Origin of the sequence: Klebsiella sp. MBT K-1 (genome assembly GCF_002556465.1) — a bacterium.
GTDB classification, from domain to species: domain Bacteria; phylum Pseudomonadota; class Gammaproteobacteria; order Enterobacterales; family Enterobacteriaceae; genus Klebsiella; species Klebsiella grimontii.
On sequence record NZ_PDEL01000015.1, the window covers coordinates 44,702 to 63,286 of the forward strand.

Genomic DNA, 18,585 nt, shown 5'->3' on the forward strand with positions numbered 1-18,585 from the left:
GGTCACCTAGTATCTCGCCTGACGGCTTCGTAAACTTTGAACACCGCCAAACTCTCGCCATAACAAAGTTATATTTGTTATCGATTTATAATGTTTATGTAACTTAGTTTCAGAAGCAATGATAGCCCCGTCTGCTATGCTTTTTAGTTATGCAACTCATCATCCTCTCTATCCTAAACCAATAAAAACTCATACAACCTATTGTTTCAGGAGCACATTATGTCCCGTAGAGAACTCGCTAACGCCATCCGCGCCCTGAGTATGGATGCAGTCCAGAAAGCCAACTCCGGCCACCCCGGCGCGCCGATGGGCATGGCCGATATCGCAGAGGTGCTGTGGAACGATTTCCTTAAGCACAATCCTGAAAACCCGCAATGGTACGATCGCGACCGCTTTATTCTCTCCAACGGCCACGCGTCGATGCTGCTCTACAGCCTGCTGCATCTGACGGGCTATGATTTGCCCATCGAAGAGATAAAAAACTTCCGTCAGCTGCATTCCAAAACGCCGGGCCACCCGGAAATCGGCTATACCCCGGGGGTTGAAACCACCACCGGGCCGCTGGGGCAAGGGCTGGCGAACGCGGTGGGGCTGGCTATCGCCGAGCGCACGCTGGCGGCGCAGTTTAATCAGCCAGACCATGAGATCGTCGACCACTTTACCTACGTGTTTATGGGCGATGGTTGTCTGATGGAGGGGATTTCTCACGAAGTCTGCTCTCTGGCGGGTACGCTAGGACTGGGCAAGCTGATCGGCTTCTACGACCACAACGGCATTTCCATTGATGGCGAAACCAAAGGCTGGTTTACCGATGACACGGCAAAACGCTTTGAGGCCTATCACTGGCATGTGGTGCATGAAATTGACGGCCACGATCCCGAAGCCGTGAAGAAAGCGATTCTGGAAGCCCAGAGCGTGAAGGACAAACCCTCGCTAATTATCTGCCGTACGGTGATAGGCTTTGGTTCACCGAATAAAGCCGGCAAAGAAGAGGCTCACGGCGCCGCGCTGGGAGAACAGGAAGTAGCGCTGGCGCGCCAGCAGCTGGGCTGGCATCACCCGGCGTTTGAGATCCCAAAAGAGATTTACCGGGCCTGGGACGCGCGTGAAAAGGGACAAAAAGCGCAGAAAAGCTGGGAGGAGAAGTTTGCCGCCTATCAGCAGGCCCATCCTCAGCTGGCAGCGGAGTTTACGCGGCGTATGAGCGGCGGACTGCCTGAGTCGTGGGATGAAACGACGCGGAAATATATCGCTGAACTGCAGGCCAATCCGGCGAAAATCGCCACTCGTAAGGCTTCGCAAAATGCCCTTGATGCCTACGGCCCACATCTACCGGAACTGTTGGGCGGCTCCGCGGATCTCGCGCCGAGTAACCTGACCATCTGGAAAGGTTCGACTTCGCTGAAAGACGATCCGGCGGGTAACTATATTCACTACGGCGTACGTGAATTCGGGATGACGGCCATCGCCAACGGCATCGCCCACCACGGCGGGTTTGTACCTTATACCGCCACCTTCCTGATGTTCGTCGAATATGCCCGCAACGCGGCGCGTATGGCGGCGCTGATGAAAGCGCGGCAAATAATGGTCTATACCCACGACTCCATCGGTCTCGGCGAAGACGGCCCGACGCACCAGGCGGTAGAACAGCTGGCCAGCCTGCGCCTGACGCCAAACTTCAGCACCTGGCGACCGTGCGATCAGGTCGAGGCCGCGGTGGCGTGGAAACTGGCGGTAGAGCGTCATAGCGGGCCGACGGCGCTGATCCTCTCCCGGCAAAATCTGACCCAGATGGCGCGCACGCCGGAGCAGGTACAGAATATCGCCCGCGGCGGCTATGTACTGAAGGACGCCGGCGGCAAGCCGGACCTGATCCTGATAGCCACCGGTTCAGAGGTCGAGATCACCGTTCTGGCCGCGGAGAAGCTGCTGGCCAAAGGGGTGAACGTGCGCGTAGTCTCCCTGCCATCGACCGACGTGTTTGATGCCCAGGATGAAGCCTATCGGGAGTCCGTGCTGCCATCGGACGTCAGCGCCCGCGTCGCCGTGGAGGCCGGGATCGCCGACTACTGGTATAAATATGTGGGACTAAAAGGAAAAATTGTCGGCATGACCGGCTACGGTGAATCGGCCCCGGCCGATAAGCTCTTCCCTTACTTCGGCTTTACCGTTGAGCATATCGTCAGCGTAGGGGACGAGGTACAGAACGGGTAACCCATAGCGTGGGCCAGGCGTCTGGCCCCTGCCAGTTATCACACTGCGGCTGCTGCGCGTAGCGTACCAGGCTAAAGCGCTGGCCGTCATAGCGCCAGCGCGTTTGCGTCCCGCAGTCGCCGGGCGCGCGCCCTTTATCCAGCGTCACCAGCTCCTGGCGTCGATCGTCGTAGCGGGCGTTCACCAGCTCGACGTCACGCGGCACATCGCCGGGCGGCTGGAAAGGCAGCGTGAGCCGTAGCGGATGAGCAATATACGGTTGCTGACGCGACACCAGCCAGGCCAGCCAAATCGTGTTGTAGGCGCCCGCTTCGCAGCTGGTCATCAGCAAAACCTTATCGTCGGTTAGCGCGGCAACCCGCACCTCGCGGCGAAACGGATCCAGCGAACAGGCGCTGCTGTTCATGCGCTCGTTGCCGTAATCCATTAAATCGTTGAGTTCATCGCGGCTGAGGGGCGATTGCGCGACGTCGATTCTCGCTACCGACCGCAGCGCCGGCGCAGGCGGAACGCTGAGCGGCGGCTCTTCCCCCTTCCCCACCCACGCGGTTTCGCTCCCCACGCGCTTCTGCCGGTTATCGATAAACAGCAGAGCGGCTTTCAGCCCCTGTAGAGAGATACTCTGTAGGCCATTTTCAAGCGTCATCGTCTGCGCGTCCTGCACCTGCTGCAGGAAAGCATCAATGGTGACGCTATCGTCGGTTTTAAGCAGTTTGTCGGCGATCTGCCAATGTTTATCGCCCAGGGACAGGGGTTTACCATCGAGGCGAAGGCGCGGCGCAATGGGCGCCAGCGCCGCGACCGGGTTGCCCACGCCGCCGAGCTCAATACGCAGGCTGGCGCTGGTGGCCGCCCCGGCGCTGCGGGTGAGGGTCATGACCAGGCCGTGATGCAGCCCGACGTTGCGGGCCACGCAGAAGTTCTGATTGTTGCAGGTTACCTGCCAGTCATTGAAGAGCTGTTGCGCCGGCGCCGCCCGCACCAGCGACGTCGGCAGTAAACCGAAAAGCAGAAATAAAATAACCCGATGCAACATGAGCGGCACAACCCCGGAAAAAACGCCATACACAGCGGCTATGTTCACCAGCGGCGAGGTTTTACTCAATCGGATTTATCAGAGATCCCCGTTCATCAGCCCGGAGGTTTGCAAATACTGCAGCAGGATCACCGCTTTGCCATCGCGGATCTCCCCGTTCGCCATCATCTCCAGCGCCCGATGATAAGGGAGCTCCAGCACCTCAATATCTTCATCATCAACGCCGCCGCCATCGTTGGCCCGCTGAGTATCGTCATATTCGGCAATAAAGAAATAGATAAGCTCGGTGACGCCGCCGGGCGACATAAACAGTTCAAACAGTTTGCGCACTTCACCGACTTCGAAGCCGGTCTCTTCAATGGCTTCTTTACGCACGCACTCCTCCGGCTCGTCGCTGTCCAGCAGCCCGGCGCAGGTTTCGATCAGCATCCCGTCTTCGTTGCCGTTTATCCAGGTCGCGATGCGGAACTGGCGAACCAGCACGACGGTCTGCTTATGGCGGTTATACAGCAAGATGGTAGCGCCGTTGCCGCGATCGTAGACTTCGCGTCTATGGCGAACCACGCTGCCGTCGCTGCGCGTCAGTTCATAGGTCATGTTGCGCAGAACGAACCAGTTTTCGGAGAGGATTTTATCTTTGATAACGTTGATATTGAGTGACATACGGGCCCCACAGCGTGAAATAACGATATCATACTACGCTGCGGAACCCGCTTTGTCGTCAGTGAAGCGGAATCGATTTAACGCCGAGGAAATCCATGATCCCCTGCGCCGCGTGGCGGCCTTCCGCCATGGCGGTCACCACCAGATCGGCGCCGCGCACCGCATCGCCGCCGGCAAACACTTTACGATGGGTGGTCTGATAGCGATAGCGGCTTTCCACATTGGCTTTAATCCGCCCGCGGCTGTCGAGCTTAACGCCGACGGATTCCAGCCACGGCATACCGTGCGGATGGAAACCGAAGGCCATGATCACCGCGTCGGCGGGCATGACAAACTCGCTTCCGGGGATCGGCGACGGGCTGCGGCGCCCCTGAGCGTCAGGCGCGCCCAGCCGGGTGCGCAGAAAGCGTACGCCGTTGACGTGCCCCTCTTCGTTCAGCTCCAGGGTCACCGGTTGGACGTTAAATTCAAACTGCGCCCCCTCTTCGCGCGCGTTTTTCACCTCTTTCTTCGAACCGGGCATGTTGGCTTCATCGCGACGATAGGCGCAGGTCACCTGCTTCGCGCCGTGGCGCAGCGCGGTGCGCACGCAGTCCATCGCCGTATCGCCGCCGCCGAGCACCACGACGTTCAGCCCTTCGGTGTTGACGTAAGGCTCTTCCGGCAGCTCCAGCAGCCCCATCACCTGTTTGGTGTTAGCGATCAGGAACGGCAGCGCGTCATATACGCCGGGCGCGTCTTCATTCGGCAGATCCGCTTTCATCGAGCGATAGGTTCCGGCGCCAATAAATACCGCGTCATAGTCATCAAGCAGCGTCGTCAGCGGGATATCTTTGCCTATCTCACAGTTCAGCTCAAAGCGCACGCCCATCTGGGTAAAGATTTCCCGCCGCCGGGCCAGCAGAGATTTATCCAGCTTAAAGGCCGGAATACCAAAGGTCAGCAGGCCGCCGATTTCCGGATGGCGGTCAAAGACCACCGGACTCACGCCATTGCGCACCAGCCGGTCGGCGCAGGCAAGCCCGGCAGGACCGGCGCCGATAATCGCCACCCGCTTGCCGCTTTCAACGACCTGAGAAAGATCCGGCCGCCAGCCGTTGGCCAGCGCCTGGTCGGAGATATAGCGTTCAATATTGCCGATGGTCACCGAACCATGCTCATCGCGCAGCGTGCAGGCCCCTTCGCACAGGCGATCCTGCGGGCAGACGCGGCCGGTAATTTCCGGCAGGCAGTTAGTCTGGTGAGAGAGCTCAACGGCGGCGGAGATATCCCCTTCTTTTACGCGCTCGATCCACTGGGGGATGTGGTTATGCAGCGGGCAGGTCCATTCACAAATGCTGTGCTCGCCGCACTTCAGGCAGCGTTCCGCCTCGCGGTTGGCCTGACCAGCGCTGAATGGCAGATAAATTTCGTCAAAGTTCGCCTTACGGGTCTCGGCGGATAGCTTGTCGGGCTCGCCGCGCGGCGGCGTCGCGGCCATCTGCGCGACTTTTCCGGCGGAACACGCCAATACCGCCGCGCCGGGATGACCCAGACGCGCCGCGCGCTGACGCCGCTGCTTCGCCAGATTCAGCAGCGTGCTGTCCGTCGCCAGCTGCAGCGCCTCGGCCGGACAGTTTTGCACGCAGGCGGGCCCCTCTTCGCGACCATCGCACAAATCGCATTTATGCGCCGTCGCTTTGACTCTGCCCTCCTCTACCGGCGTCAGGACGATCTGCATCACGCCAAACGGGCAGGCAACCATACAGGATTTACAGCCGATACATTTCTCCTGATTCACCAGGACGCTGTCGTTAAACTGGCTGATAGCGCCATTCGGACAACTGCGGGCGCACGGTGCCCCTTCACAATGGTGACAGGTTACGGCGTTACGTTTTTGCTCGCGCTTGATAACCGTAATACGCGGCAGAAAACGCTGCGGGGTCAATACATGCTGCTCATCGTTATGCGCCATGACGCAGGCAACCTCACAAGCCTTGCATCCGATGCACTTATGACTATCGCTTAAAATAAAGTGGTTCATGACATCCTTCAGTCTTCGTGGTGAATAACCCCTCAATTCGCATGACTATCTATTACCCGACAAAACGGTGCCGGAACAATGTGCATTTGCACAGGTTGCCGATTTTTTGGTAATAACCCGAGGTGGATCAATTTTTTTGACTTAAATGAAATTACGTTTTATTTAGCTAAGTAATAATGGTCACGTTTGCGGCGGCGCGCAGAGAAGCAGGCGCTGATAGAGATAGAAGGAGAGTTCTTTACGCTGCCATAAAAGGCACACGATAAATTACACTATCTCCTTATTTTCTCCACGATTGCCTGAGGGCTTGCCGCTAGAGTGTCACAGGCTGTGCAATAACAAAAAAATGTGCAAAATGAGGTCCTAATTCTGATGGCGAATTTTTTTATCGATCGCCCCATTTTTGCGTGGGTTCTGGCAATCCTTTTATGCCTGACCGGTACCCTCGCAATTTTGTCGCTTCCCGTTGAGCAATATCCTGAACTTGCCCCACCCAACGTGCGGATCACAGCAAACTATCCCGGCGCTTCGGCACAGACGCTGGAAAATACCGTCACTCAGGTTATCGAGCAGAATATGACCGGTCTCGACAACCTGATGTATATGTCATCCCAGAGCAGCGGCACCGGACAGGCCACCGTGACGCTGAGCTTTACCGCCGGAACCGACCCGGATGAAGCCGTCCAGCAGGTGCAGAACCAGCTGCAATCGGCGATGCGTAAGCTCCCACAGGCCGTCCAGAACCAGGGCGTAACGGTACGCAAAACCGGGGATACCAATATCCTGACGATCGCCTTCGTCTCCACCGACGGCAGCATGGATAAACAGGATATCGCCGACTACGTCGCCAGTAATATTCAGGACCCGCTCAGCCGGGTGAATGGCGTCGGCGACATTGACGCTTATGGTTCCCAGTATTCGATGCGCATCTGGCTCGATCCGGCCAAGCTCAACAGCTTTCAAATGACGGCAAAAGACGTCACCGATGCCATCTCTTCGCAGAACGCGCAGATCGCCGTCGGCCAGTTGGGCGGCACGCCATCGGTGGACAAACAGGCGCTCAACGCGACGATTAATTCACAATCGCTGTTACAAACGCCGGAACAGTTCCGTGATATTACCCTGCGGGTTAATCAGGACGGTTCGGAGGTCACCCTCGGTGACGTCGCCACCGTCGAGATGGGAGCGGAAAAATACGATTACCTCAGCCGCTACAACCGCCAGGCGGCGTCCGGGCTGGGGGTTAAGCTGGCCTCTGGCGCAAACGAAATGGCGACCGCCGAACGCGTGATCGACCGCCTGAACGAACTCTCCCAGTACTTCCCGCACGGCCTGGAATATAAAGTCGCTTACGAAACTACCTCATTCGTGAAGGCATCGATTACCGACGTGGTGAAAACGCTGCTTGAGGCCATCGCGCTGGTGTTCCTCGTGATGTATCTGTTCCTGCAAAATTTCCGCGCCACGCTGATCCCGACCATCGCCGTTCCGGTAGTGCTGATGGGGACCTTTGCCGTCCTCTACGCCTGCGGCTACAGCATTAACACTTTAACCATGTTCGCGGTGGTGCTGGCGATAGGCCTGCTGGTGGACGATGCCATCGTAGTGGTGGAGAACGTCGAGCGTATCATGAGCGAGGAGGGCCTCTCGCCGCGGGAAGCGACGCGAAAATCCATGGGTCAGATCCAGGGCGCGCTGGTCGGTATCGCCATGGTGCTATCGGCGGTATTTGTGCCGATGGCCTTCTTCGGCGGCACCACCGGCGCGATCTACCGCCAGTTCTCGATTACCATTGTCTCGGCGATGGTGCTGTCGGTTCTGGTGGCGATGATCCTGACGCCAGCGCTGTGCGCCACGCTGTTAAAACCGGTTCACAAAGGCGAAACCCACGGACAGCGGGGCTTCTTCGGCTGGTTTAACCGCACCTTTAACCGTAACGCCAGCCGCTACGAAACCGCGGTCGGCAAAATTCTTCATCGTTCGCTACGCTGGATAATGATCTACGTCCTGCTGCTGGGCGGAATGGTCTTTCTGTTTCTGCATCTGCCTACGTCGTTCCTGCCGCTGGAAGACCGCGGCATGTTTACCACCTCGGTGCAGTTGCCAAGCGGTTCGACCCAGCAGCAAACCCTGAAGGTGGTGCAGCAGGCGGAAGACTACTTCCTGAACAATGAGAAGCAAAATGTTGAATCGGTGTTCGCAACCATCGGTTCCGGCCCCGGCGGCAACGGCCAGAACGTGGCGCGTATGTTCGTACGCCTGAAAGACTGGGACCAACGCGATCCCACCACCGGCTCCTCTTTCGCCATCATCGAACGCGCAACCAAAGCGTTTAACAAAATTAAAGAAGCCCGCGTCTTTGCCAGCAGCCCGCCGGCCATCAGCGGTCTGGGCAGCTCCGCCGGTTTCGATATGGAACTGGAGGATCACGCGGGCAACGGGCACGAAGCGCTGATGGCCGCCCGCGATACCCTGCTGGAGCTGGCCGCTAAAAATAACCAGCTCACCCGCGTGCGCCACAACGGCCTCGACGATAGCCCGCAGCTGCAGGTGGATATCGATCAACGTAAAGCGCAGGCGCTGGGCGTCTCTATTGACGATATCAACGACACGCTGCAGACCGCGTGGGGATCAAGCTACGTCAACGATTTTATGGACCGCGGCCGCGTGAAGAAGGTCTACGTTCAGGCGGCGGCGCCGTATCGCATGCTGCCGGACGATATCAATCTGTGGTACGTACGCAACAGCAGCGGCACGATGGTGCCCTTCTCCGCCTTCGCCACCTCGCGCTGGGAGACCGGTTCACCGCGTCTGGAGCGCTACAACGGCTACTCGGCGGTAGAAATCGTCGGTGAAGCCGCGCCGGGCGTCAGTACCGGTACCGCCATGACGCTTATGGAGGAGCTGGCCCAGCAGCTGCCGAACGGCTTTGGCCTCGAATGGACGGCGATGTCCTATCAGGAACGCCTCTCCGGGGCGCAGGCGCCAGCGCTTTACGCCATCTCGCTACTGGTGGTGTTCTTGTGCCTGGCGGCGCTGTACGAAAGCTGGTCGGTGCCGTTCTCGGTGATGCTGGTGGTGCCGCTGGGGGTTATCGGCGCGCTGCTGGCGACCTGGATGCGCGGTCTGGAAAACGATGTCTATTTCCAGGTGGGCCTGCTGACGGTAATCGGCCTGTCGGCGAAAAACGCCATTCTGATCGTCGAATTTGCCAATGAACTGAATCAGAAAGGCGAAGATCTGCTTACCGCCACGCTCTCCGCCTGCCGCCAGCGTCTGCGGCCAATCCTGATGACCTCGCTGGCGTTTATCTTCGGCGTACTGCCAATGGCCACCAGTACCGGGGCGGGCTCCGGCAGCCAGCATGCCGTCGGCACCGGGGTAATGGGCGGGATGATCTCCGCCACGGTGCTGGCTATCTTCTTCGTGCCGCTGTTCTTCGTGCTGGTGCGCCGCCGCTTCCCGCTCAAGGAGCGGCCGCAATAATCGGGACGCGCCCTGACGATATTTTCGCCGGGGCCAAATAACAGAAAAGGCGACCGGACAGGTCGCCTTTTTCATGTGGTCGCTTCAACTGCATTATTATTCTGCCTGTGAAATCGCCATGCTTTTATTGCGGAAAACTATTTACGAAGCATGCCTTCGATAAAGTCTTTCCAGTTCCCCAGTTCGTGTTCAATCATAATAGCCTCTCTTATTATTATGGGTGATTTTATGCAAATTCATTGATGGTTAAAAGATGGTTTGCGCTATCGCTCTGATGACTATCATTACCCCCCTGCTGAATACCCCTTTCATTCGTAAGTACTATGAGCCTAATTTGAGCAATTTAATGTGACCAACAGCAACATTTAGCAACATTTGCACATCAGCCTATCGTGCCAGGATCGCCCTGCCGCTAGCAGTAGCCGCCGTTCGGCGCGCAAAAAATGTTCAGAGTGTAAACCTGGATATATATCAGGGGGAAAAAATGATATTTATTAAAACAATTCACGTATTATTTATTGAAGGCTTATATATTCGGAAGAATCTTAGCTAATCATTTAATTCAACGGGAAAGGTTTAATCATGCTCACCATGTACGGGATAAAAAACTGCGACACCATAAAAAAGGCCCGCCGCTGGCTGGAAGCCCAGCAGATAGAATATCGTTTTCATGATTATCGTGTCGACGGTCTGGATCGCAGTTTATTAGACACCTTTATCGCTGAACTCGGCTGGGAAGCGCTGCTTAACACCCGAGGGACAACGTGGCGCAAGCTGGACGAAACGGTCCGCGCCGGTATCAATAACGCCGACGCAGCGGCGAAACTGATGCTGGAAATGCCGGCAATCATTAAACGCCCATTGCTCTGCGCGCCCGGTCAGCCTATGCTGCTGGGTTTCAGTGAATCAAGTTATCAGCAGTTTAACGAGGTGTAGTCTATGTCTTGCCCGGTCATTGAGCTGGCTCAGCAGCTTATTCGCCGCCCTTCCCTCAGCCCCGATGATGCGGGATGCCAGGCGTTAATGATTGAACGTCTGCGTGCGATTGGCTTTACCGTTGAACCGATGGATTTCGGCGATACCCAAAACTTCTGGGCCTGGCGCGGGCGCGGGGAAACGCTGGCGTTCGCCGGTCATACCGATGTCGTCCCGTCGGGCGATGCCGATCGCTGGATTAACCCCCCTTTTGAGCCGACTATTCGCGACGGCATGCTGTTTGGCCGCGGCGCGGCCGATATGAAAGGCTCGCTTGCGGCGATGGTGGTTGCCGCCGAGCGCTTTGTCGCCCAGTATCCGGACCATAAAGGCCGTCTGGCCTTTCTGATCACCTCGGATGAAGAGGCCAGCGCCAAAAACGGCACCGTTAAGGTTGTGGAAGCGCTGATGGCGCGCAACGAGCGTCTGGACTACTGCCTGGTCGGTGAACCCTCAAGCACCGAAGTCGTCGGCGATGTGGTGAAAAACGGCCGTCGCGGCTCGCTGACCTGCAACCTGACCATTCACGGCGTGCAGGGGCACGTGGCCTATCCGCACCTCGCCGATAACCCGGTTCACCGCGCCGCGCCGATGCTGGCGGAGCTGGTGACTATCGAGTGGGATAAGGGCAACGAATTTTTTCCGCCGACCAGTATGCAAATCGCCAACGTGCAGTCCGGGACCGGCAGCAACAACGTGATTCCCGGCGATATGTTCGTCCAGTTCAACTTCCGCTTTAGTACCGAGCTGACCGACGAAATGATTAAAGCGCGCGTCGTGGCGCTGCTGGAGAAATACGCGCTGCGCTACAGCGTTGACTGGTGGCTCTCGGGTCAGCCGTTCCTGACCAGCCGCGGTAAGCTGGTTGATGCGGTGGTTAACGCCATTGAGCACTATAATGAAATAAAACCGCAGCTGCTGACTAACGGCGGCACCTCCGATGGGCGTTTTATCGCGCGTATGGGGGCGCAGGTGGTTGAACTGGGGCCAGTGAACGCCACCATTCATAAAATAAACGAGTGTGTGAATGCCGCCGACCTCCAGCTGCTAGCGCGGATGTACCAGCGCATCATGGAACAGCTGGTCGCCTGACGGCATCAATAGAGAAGAGGTAAGCGCATGGATTGGCTAACGAAATACTGGTGGGTTCTGGTGTTGGTATTTTTGGTGGGCGTGATGATTAACGTGATTAAAGATCTGACCCGCGTTGACCACAAAAAATTCCTCAACAATAAGCCGGACCTGCCGCCGCATCGCGACTTCAACGACAAGTGGGACGATGACGACGACTGGCCGAAGAACGACCCGTCGAAGAAGAAGTAAGCAATTTATTTCAGATTGCAGCAAAGACATCGCCCGGTCCACGCAACGCTTCCGCCTGCGGGACCGGTAGCCTGGACAGATGCATAGCATCGCCTCCTGGAATGCGCGGTTCCCCTGCGCGCTTTGTTCCCGGGGGCGGCGCTCGACGCGCCTTGCCCGGGCTACGAGTTCACTGCCGTCTGTAGGTCCAGTAGCCCGGACAGATGCGCAGCATCGCCTCCGGGATTTTTATTTACAGCAGTTCAATAATATCGCTGTCTTTTGGCGTGCTACCGCTGAGCGCTTCGTCGAAATAGTGCTTCGGTACGGTAAAGCGCAGATGATCGAGGGCAAACTGCATACTGCGATCGTCAATCGCGTGCCCCAAATCTTCAACAATATCCAGCGTCACGTCACCGCCGGCCTGCTGCAGCGCCTCCTGCCCCGCCACCGCCCACGCCAGATCGATCACCCGATCTTCGCCGCCGTGGATCAGGTGCACGGTGGTCGCGGTCGTCGCCGTCTCCGGCAGCGTCGCATAGCGGCCGTTAAAGGCGATCACCCGTGATGCCAAACCCGGCTCGGCTTTAATGCTCTCCAGCGACATAATCGCCCCCTGCGAGAAGCCGATCAGCGCCGTCGCCTGCGGGCTGACGCCGCTCTTCTGTTGCCAGTAGCGAACCGTTTCAATGAAGGTCGGCATGATCGCATCCACGCGCTGCTGGCGGTTTTCTTCGCTGACGCCCTGCACGGAGAACCACTGGCGCCCCGGAGGCGGGCCGCACGGCTCCGCGCCGCCGATGCTGACGATCAGCGCTTCGGGAAAGAGCGGCGCAAACCAGCTGCCGATTTGCCCCATTGCCACCGGGTTATCGCCGACGCCATGAAACAGCAGCAGCAGTTGCTGTGCAGGTGTCGCGGGACTTTGAACAATAAAATGATCGTGTTTCATGGCTGTCTCCTTAATGTCTGCAAGGAAGTTTACGCCGCAGGCGAAATATGACCATGCCATTTAGCTGAAGGAGTTAGTTAAAAAAATTGCAGCATTTGAACCTGCTGGCGCAGGTCGTTGGCACGATCCGCATTCACGCCTGATAGCGCCTGCGCCGCTTCTTCGCGCAGCCTGACCAGAAGCGCTTTCCGTCCGGATAAACCTAGCGTTCGGCAAACCGCGGTCTCATCCTGCTGCTGCAGGCGGGCCCGCAGCGCCGGAAGCGGCAGATCCACCCGTATAAGCAGGCGATTGAGGCTACCCGCCGAGGTCAGCAGCGGACGATGGGCAAAAGCAAAACCCGCCACTTCCAGCCAGTCCTCTTCACTAAGAATAGTCGCTTTCCGCTCCGGCAACGGCGAAGGCTCATCTCGCCAGTCGCGCAGCCAGAACTCATCGCGCAGCAGACGCGCGGACTCTTCGCTTGCCAGCCGCTGGCCCGCTTCGCTGAGAGGATAGAGCGCCATCGCGGTATAACAGCCGCTGCTGGCTTCCCGATGGGTGCCCAGCCGCACCAGCGTAAAACCGCAGCGTTGCCAGAAGCGCCACAGCTCAGGCGTGTAGCCGAAACTCACCGACAGATAATCCCGCTCCGCAGCCTGCGACGCCGCCTGGGCCACCAGCCGCTGCCCCAGCCCTTCGCGCTGGCGAGCCGGATGCACGGCAATACGGCTGATACGCAGCCCTGTCAGCGTGGCCGCTAGCGGGCTGCCGCCGTGCGCCGCCAGCGACTGCGCCACCAGATTACCGCGCGGACGGCGGTAGCCGGCCCACACCGCCTGGCTAAGGGATGCCTCAAGACCGCCCTCCTCCACCAGCCACAGCGCCCCGGCGATGCGGTTGCCGCTGCGGGCGCAGGTAAAATGCTGCCCCGGCGCATCCATCATGCGCCGCAGGTCCAGCGGCGACGTGCGATAGTGGGCGCCGGAGAGCAGCTGATACATCGCTTCCGGTAACGCAGGCTGTCGCCGCCAGCTCTGCTGGCTGACGCTTTCCAGCGCGATATCGCCGCCAGGCGCGTGCTGAAAGGTCTCGTCGTTGAACAGCAGCAGCCGCGCAATCGCCGCCTCCAGCGGACAGCCGCTCGCCCAACGGATGGGCGCCGTCAGGCTAAACTGCCGCAGATGCGCAAAGCTGGCGCAAAACTTAAGCAAAAAGCCGCGTCCGGTCCCTTCGTACCCCTGCACGGTGGTGGTCAATAGCGTCCTCGGGAAGCGGGAGACAAGCTGGCGCAGCAGCGGCCCGGGGATAGCGGCGGCCTCGTCAACAATCAGCCATCCGGCGGTGCAGTCGGAAGCCAGCAATGCGTCGGGGGCCATAAAGCGGAAAGCCTCACCGGCGAAAGCCGCCATGACCTCCGTCGCCGCGCGCGCCGGTGCCGTGACGATGGCATCGCCTGCCAGCTGGCGAATAAGCATTCCCGCGAGAGCGGACTTTCCTCGTCCGCGTTCGGCGGTCAGCGCCGCAATACCGGGAGGGAAACCGGTCAGTTCGGCAAGCACGGCGGCCTGCTCCGCCTGCGGATGACCATCGGCGGGACGCCATCGCGGACGCGCGGCAAACGCCGGCACCACGCACTCCTCGCCCTGCCGCCAGAGAATGGACGCGTTATCCGCACTACTCTGTTGGCAAAAACGATAAACAAAATTCGGCGTGGAGATGGGGTCGGGAGCGTCGCTCCAGCGCAGAGAATCCGCATCAGGACGAGCCGGCCATTGCGAGAAGTCGGGCGTGAGTAATACCAGCCAGCTCCCGGCGCGCAGCGTACCGGCTAACGCAGCAAACGCCGCGACGTCAAAACCCTCGCGGGCATCGAAAAAGGCGTGCTGAAATTCGCGGCCCAGTAGCGATTTCAGGGCAGCAGGCGAGGCGTATGGTTCAGGCATCGGCCGCGGACCGACCCACAGTCCGTCTGCGGCCAGCTCCGTACGTACTGTTTGCGCCTGACGCAGGGTCCAGGCATCGTCGCCGCTGAGAACCAGCAGACGACGAATACCTTCGCGCGCCATCTGCGCCGTCAGGTGACGCAGTTCATCCATGGCCGGAGAGCATTACAGCACGTTGCCGAAGGTGTTGCACTGCGCCGGGTCGCCGCTATCAAAGCCGCGTTTAAACCAGGTATAGCGCTGCTGCGACGTCCCGTGGGTAAAGCTGTCCGGCACCACGCGCCCCTGGCTCTGCTGCTGCAGGCGATCGTCGCCAATCGCCTCTGCGGCGTTCAGCGCCTCCTGCAGATCGCCGGTCTCCATATAGTCCTGCTTCTGCATATTGTAGCCCCAGACGCCCGCGAAGCAGTCCGCCTGTAGCTCCATTTTCACCGACAGGCGATTCGCTTCCGCCTGCGAAGCGTTTTGCTGCAGCTGGCGCACTTTCGATTCAATACCCAGCAGCTTTTGAACGTGATGGCCAACCTCGTGGGCGATAACGTAGCCCTGCGCGAAGTCGCCGCCGGCGCCGAGCTTGCTTTGCATCTCATCGTAGAATGACAGGTCGATATACACCGTGCTGTCCGCAGGGCAGTAAAAAGGCCCCATCACCGATTGGCCGGTGCCGCAGGCGGTCCGCGTCGCGCCGCGATACATCACCAGCTTCGGCTGCGCGTACTGGCGGCCCATATCTTTAAAAATCGCGCCCCAGGTATCTTCCGTGTCCGCCAGAATCACCTTCGTGAATTTCGCGGCCTCTTCATCCTGCGGGCTGATGGAGCGTTGAGTGGTGGTTTGCTGTTGTGTTACCGGTTCGCCGGTCAGCATGCCGGTTAAATCTACGCCGTAATAGCCCGCCACCAGGACAATAATCAGCAGCACGATGCCGCCTTTGCCGCTGGGGAGACGAAAACCGCCTCCGCCGCCCATCGGTGAACCTGATTGACCACGACGATCTTCCACATTGTCGCTTTCGCGACGTCCTTGCCAGCGCATAAGCACCTCAATTCATCATATTAACCAATGAATAAGATCGTAGGCGGTTCAGCGAAGGATTACCACAGGAAACAGCAAGAAGAGCGCCAGAAGAAGAAAACTTCTTCTGGCGTCGGGGGATTAGTCGAGCTTCACGCCCAGGCGATGGGCGACTTCTTCGTAGGCTTCAATCAGGCCGCCGAGGCTCTGGCGGAAGCGGTCTTTGTCCATTTTATCCATGGTTTTTTTATCCCACAGACGACTGCCGTCCGGAGAGAATTCGTCTCCCAGCACCACTTCGCCTTTGAACAGACCAAACTCCAGCTTGAAGTCCACAAGGATCAGGCCCGCGTCGTCAAACAGCTTTTTCAGCACATCGTTAGCTTTGAAGGTCAGCTCCTGCATCCGCGCCAGGTTCTCTTTGCTCACCCAGCCAAAGGTTTCGCAATAGGATTCGTTGACCATCGGATCGTGCATGGCGTCGTTCTTCAGGAACAGATCGAACAGCGGCGGATTCAGCTCAATGCCTTCTTCAATCCCTAAGCGTTTCACCAGCGACCCGGCGGCGCGGTTGCGCACCACGCACTCCACCGGCACCATATCCAGCTTTTTAACCAGACACTCGGTATCGGACAACAGCGCTTCCATCTGGGTCGGGATACCCGCTTCCGCCAGCTTGCTCATAATGAAATGGTTAAACTTGTTGTTCACCATGCCTTTACGATCGAACTGCTCAATGCGAGCGCCGTCCCCTGCTGACGTATCGTTACGGAATTCGAGTATCAACAGATCCGGGTTTTCGGTGCTGTATACCGTCTTCGCTTTACCACGATACAACTCAGCTTGCTTTTGCATCTTTGTCACTCCAGTGATGATTAACGATAAAAATTTGTGCTTTTCTGCCGACGCACACGTTTGCGTCACTATACATTAAAAAGGGCCGGATTGCTCCAGCCCTGTTAATTACTTACTTAATGCGGCCTGGAATACGGCGACCAGGGCATCATTTTGCGACTGCGTCAGAGTATGACCTTTCGGGTCGATGAACTGCAGACTGCTGCGGTTATCGAGGTCCCCGACCTGCAGTTTATAATCGCCGGACACCAGCTGCGGGTCGCGAGCGCCCAGATCGGTCCAGCCGCTGTCGGAAAGGGGTTTATAGGTCACGGACAAGTTACCCTGAGAGCGAGAACTATCAGTTACCTTCATACCCACTTTTTCCAGCGCGCCCGGCAGGCGTTGCCATACCAGATTAAACGGTGCGCGAACGATCAGCATCGGCAGGCCGGTATCATCAGCCCCGCTCTGCACGTCGAAGGTTGCCCCGGCATTTTTCTGCGCGGCGTTCTGCGCGCTGGTGGCGTTCAGATCCAGACCTTCGGAAATGACGTTCAGCATGGCGGTACTGTAGCGCTGCAGCGAAGCCGGATCGGCAACAGGTTTACCCGCCTGCTCCAGATTCACCAGCTTCACGATCACCGCCTGCTGATAGCCCTGCTGCTTAACTGAGATTTGATAGCGACCACGGTACTGCTGGTCTTCATCGAGGCGATTCCATTCGACCCAGTCGGTATTCAGCGTCTGGCTGGCATCGTCGCGTTTAGCGATAGTGTAGTTTTTCGACTGCACGATGCTTGCCACCTGCGCCCACAGCGAACCGCTGCGACCGTTTTCCACCATCAGCGTCGCGGTATCGCCGTTAAACTGCGTACGCGCGCCGCTGACCAGCGCCAGAGGCTGGGCCGGCGGACGGATGTCCAGGGCTTTGCCTGTGTTACCGGTGCTGGTTGCAACCGGAATATTATAATCACCCACCTGAACCGGCAGGATCATCCCTGCTGGCGCGTGAAGTTCACTAAGCGGCGTTGCCTGCAAATAGGCCTCGTCGCCGCTCACCTGACGCTTATAGCGCGAGTCAGAACTACAGGCCGCGAGGAGTAGAACCAGCGAAACACCCGCAACCTTCGCCAGGCGCGACTTCTGTACTGAGTAAGCCATCAAATCTCCCTAAACTTTACAGCAAACCGGCATGCTTCAGCGCTGCGGTAACGACCTTAGTACCGTTTTCGGTAATCGGGGTCATCGGCAGGCGTAACGTATCGGTCGCCACAAGACCCAACGCCTTACAGGCCCATTTGACCGGGATAGGGTTGGGTTCGACAAATAATTTGGTATGCAATGGCATCAGACGCTGGTTAATCGCACGAGCTTCGGCAAATTGACCTGCTAGCGCCAGTCGGCACATCTCGGCCATTTCGCGCGCCGCAACGTTTGTCGTTACGGAAATCACGCCGTGACCGCCAAGCTGCATAAAGTCCATTCCGGTCGCGTCATCGCCGCTCAGCAGAATAAAGTCATCTGAAACCAGCTCTTTGATCTGATGAACGCGGCTTAAGTTCCCCGTCGCTTCCTTAATACCGATAATATTTTTAATTTCCGCCAGACGGCCAACGGTTTCAGGCAGCATATCGCAACCGGTACGGGACGGCACATTATACAGGATTTGCGGCAGGTCAGTATGCTCTGCGATAGCTTTAAAGTGTTGGAACAGCCCTTCCTGGGTCGGACGGTTGTAATACGGCGTGACCGTCAGGCAGCCAACCACGCCGCTATCGTTAAATCGTTTGGTCAGGCTAATCGCCTCTGCGGTTGCATTTGCACCGGTGCCGGCAATAACCGGAATACGCCCGTCGGCCAGTTCCAGCGTCTGCATGACCACGTCACCATGCTCTTCATGGCTCAATGTTGCGGACTCTCCGGTAGTTCCTACCGAAACAATCGCCGAGGTGCCGCTGGCGACATGATAATCAATCAGTTTTTTCAGGCTTGACCGGCAGACGTTGCCGTTTTCATCCATCGGCGTGACAAGCGCTACAATACTTCCCGTAAACATGGGCCATCCTCAGAGCATAAGTGGGACAAGATTCTCAATGTTACGTTTGGAGTCGCAATAAAAGCAAGAGACCCGATGCCATCAGGGATGTTGTATGCCGGT

Annotated in this window: 14 protein-coding genes and 1 pseudogene; 5 read left to right on the plus strand and 10 right to left on the minus strand. The window is 58.1% G+C overall.

The window, feature by feature from the left end; genetic code table 11:
• The first annotated feature begins 219 nt into the window (after positions 1–219).
• Complete coding sequence (gene tkt / locus CMQ96_RS21385) at positions 220–2,214, plus strand: transketolase (protein WP_004136533.1); 1,995 nt, start codon at positions 220–222, stop codon at positions 2,212–2,214.
• On the opposite strand, the gene CMQ96_RS21390 is transcribed toward tkt, so the two are convergent.
• The 3 genes and pseudogenes from CMQ96_RS21390 to aegA all read right to left on the minus strand — a co-directional run bounded on the left by CMQ96_RS21390 (position 2,183) and on the right by aegA (position 5,936).
• Entirely contained in the window at positions 2,183–3,250 is a 1,068-nt protein-coding gene (locus tag CMQ96_RS21390) for a DUF1176 domain-containing protein (protein WP_098067330.1), read from the minus strand. The two genes, tkt and CMQ96_RS21390, sit on opposite strands and share 32 nt — an antisense overlap.
• 65 nt (positions 3,251–3,315) lie before the next feature.
• A pseudogene (gene nudK, locus CMQ96_RS21395) lies at positions 3,316–3,913 on the minus strand (GDP-mannose pyrophosphatase NudK).
• 58 nt (positions 3,914–3,971) lie between these two features.
• Complete coding sequence (gene aegA, locus CMQ96_RS21400; protein WP_049131589.1) at positions 3,972–5,936, minus strand: formate-dependent uric acid utilization protein AegA; 1,965 nt, start codon at positions 5,934–5,936, stop codon at positions 3,972–3,974.
• 372 nt (positions 5,937–6,308) lie between these two features.
• On the opposite strand from aegA, the gene acrD reads away from it, so the two are divergent.
• The gene (gene acrD / locus CMQ96_RS21405) at positions 6,309–9,422 is read left to right on the plus strand and encodes a multidrug efflux RND transporter permease AcrD (RefSeq protein WP_024359328.1); all 3,114 of its coding nucleotides are present in this window, start codon (positions 6,309–6,311) and stop codon (positions 9,420–9,422) included.
• A gap of 137 nt (positions 9,423–9,559) precedes the next feature.
• Here the strand turns inward: acrD and ypfM are convergent, their stop codons facing one another.
• On the minus strand, positions 9,560–9,619 hold the full coding sequence (gene ypfM / locus CMQ96_RS28430) for a protein YpfM (RefSeq protein ID WP_100181659.1): 60 nt from the start codon (positions 9,617–9,619) through the stop codon (positions 9,560–9,562).
• Between the two features lie 385 nt (positions 9,620–10,004).
• Here ypfM and CMQ96_RS21410 point away from each other — a divergent pair, with 385 nt between their 5' ends.
• From CMQ96_RS21410 to CMQ96_RS21420, 3 genes are read left to right on the plus strand one after another with little or no spacing between them, the layout of a single operon-like run.
• Complete coding sequence (locus tag CMQ96_RS21410; RefSeq protein ID WP_004136525.1) at positions 10,005–10,358, plus strand: ArsC family reductase; 354 nt, start codon at positions 10,005–10,007, stop codon at positions 10,356–10,358.
• Between the two features lie 3 nt (positions 10,359–10,361).
• On the plus strand, positions 10,362–11,489 hold the full coding sequence (gene dapE, locus CMQ96_RS21415) for a succinyl-diaminopimelate desuccinylase (protein WP_004136523.1): 1,128 nt from the start codon (positions 10,362–10,364) through the stop codon (positions 11,487–11,489).
• A gap of 27 nt (positions 11,490–11,516) precedes the next feature.
• On the plus strand, positions 11,517–11,720 hold the full coding sequence (locus tag CMQ96_RS21420) for a YpfN family protein (RefSeq protein WP_004123464.1): 204 nt from the start codon (positions 11,517–11,519) through the stop codon (positions 11,718–11,720).
• A 232-nt stretch (positions 11,721–11,952) separates the two neighbouring features.
• On the opposite strand, the gene ypfH is transcribed toward CMQ96_RS21420, so the two are convergent.
• The 6 genes from ypfH to dapA form a co-directional block, all read right to left on the minus strand.
• Positions 11,953–12,651 carry an esterase gene (ypfH, locus tag CMQ96_RS21425; RefSeq protein WP_004136522.1) on the minus strand — a complete coding sequence of 233 codons (699 nt, stop codon included), beginning with the start codon at positions 12,649–12,651 and terminating at the stop codon, positions 11,953–11,955.
• 77 nt (positions 12,652–12,728) lie between these two features.
• Positions 12,729–14,729, minus strand: coding sequence for a tRNA(Met) cytidine acetyltransferase TmcA (locus CMQ96_RS21430; protein ID WP_098067306.1), 2,001 nt, complete (start codon positions 14,727–14,729; stop codon positions 12,729–12,731).
• 12 nt (positions 14,730–14,741) lie between these two features.
• A complete protein-coding gene (locus CMQ96_RS21435; RefSeq protein ID WP_098067307.1) occupies positions 14,742–15,611 on the minus strand; it encodes a neutral zinc metallopeptidase in 870 nt (289 codons plus the stop codon).
• Between the two features lie 120 nt (positions 15,612–15,731).
• On the minus strand, positions 15,732–16,445 hold the full coding sequence (gene purC, locus CMQ96_RS21440; protein ID WP_024359332.1) for a phosphoribosylaminoimidazolesuccinocarboxamide synthase: 714 nt from the start codon (positions 16,443–16,445) through the stop codon (positions 15,732–15,734).
• A gap of 108 nt (positions 16,446–16,553) precedes the next feature.
• Positions 16,554–17,588 carry an outer membrane protein assembly factor BamC gene (bamC, locus tag CMQ96_RS21445; protein WP_004104418.1) on the minus strand — a complete coding sequence of 345 codons (1,035 nt, stop codon included), beginning with the start codon at positions 17,586–17,588 and terminating at the stop codon, positions 16,554–16,556.
• 16 nt (positions 17,589–17,604) lie between these two features.
• Complete coding sequence (dapA, locus tag CMQ96_RS21450; protein ID WP_004136508.1) at positions 17,605–18,483, minus strand: 4-hydroxy-tetrahydrodipicolinate synthase; 879 nt, start codon at positions 18,481–18,483, stop codon at positions 17,605–17,607.
• Positions 18,484–18,585 lie beyond the last annotated feature (102 nt).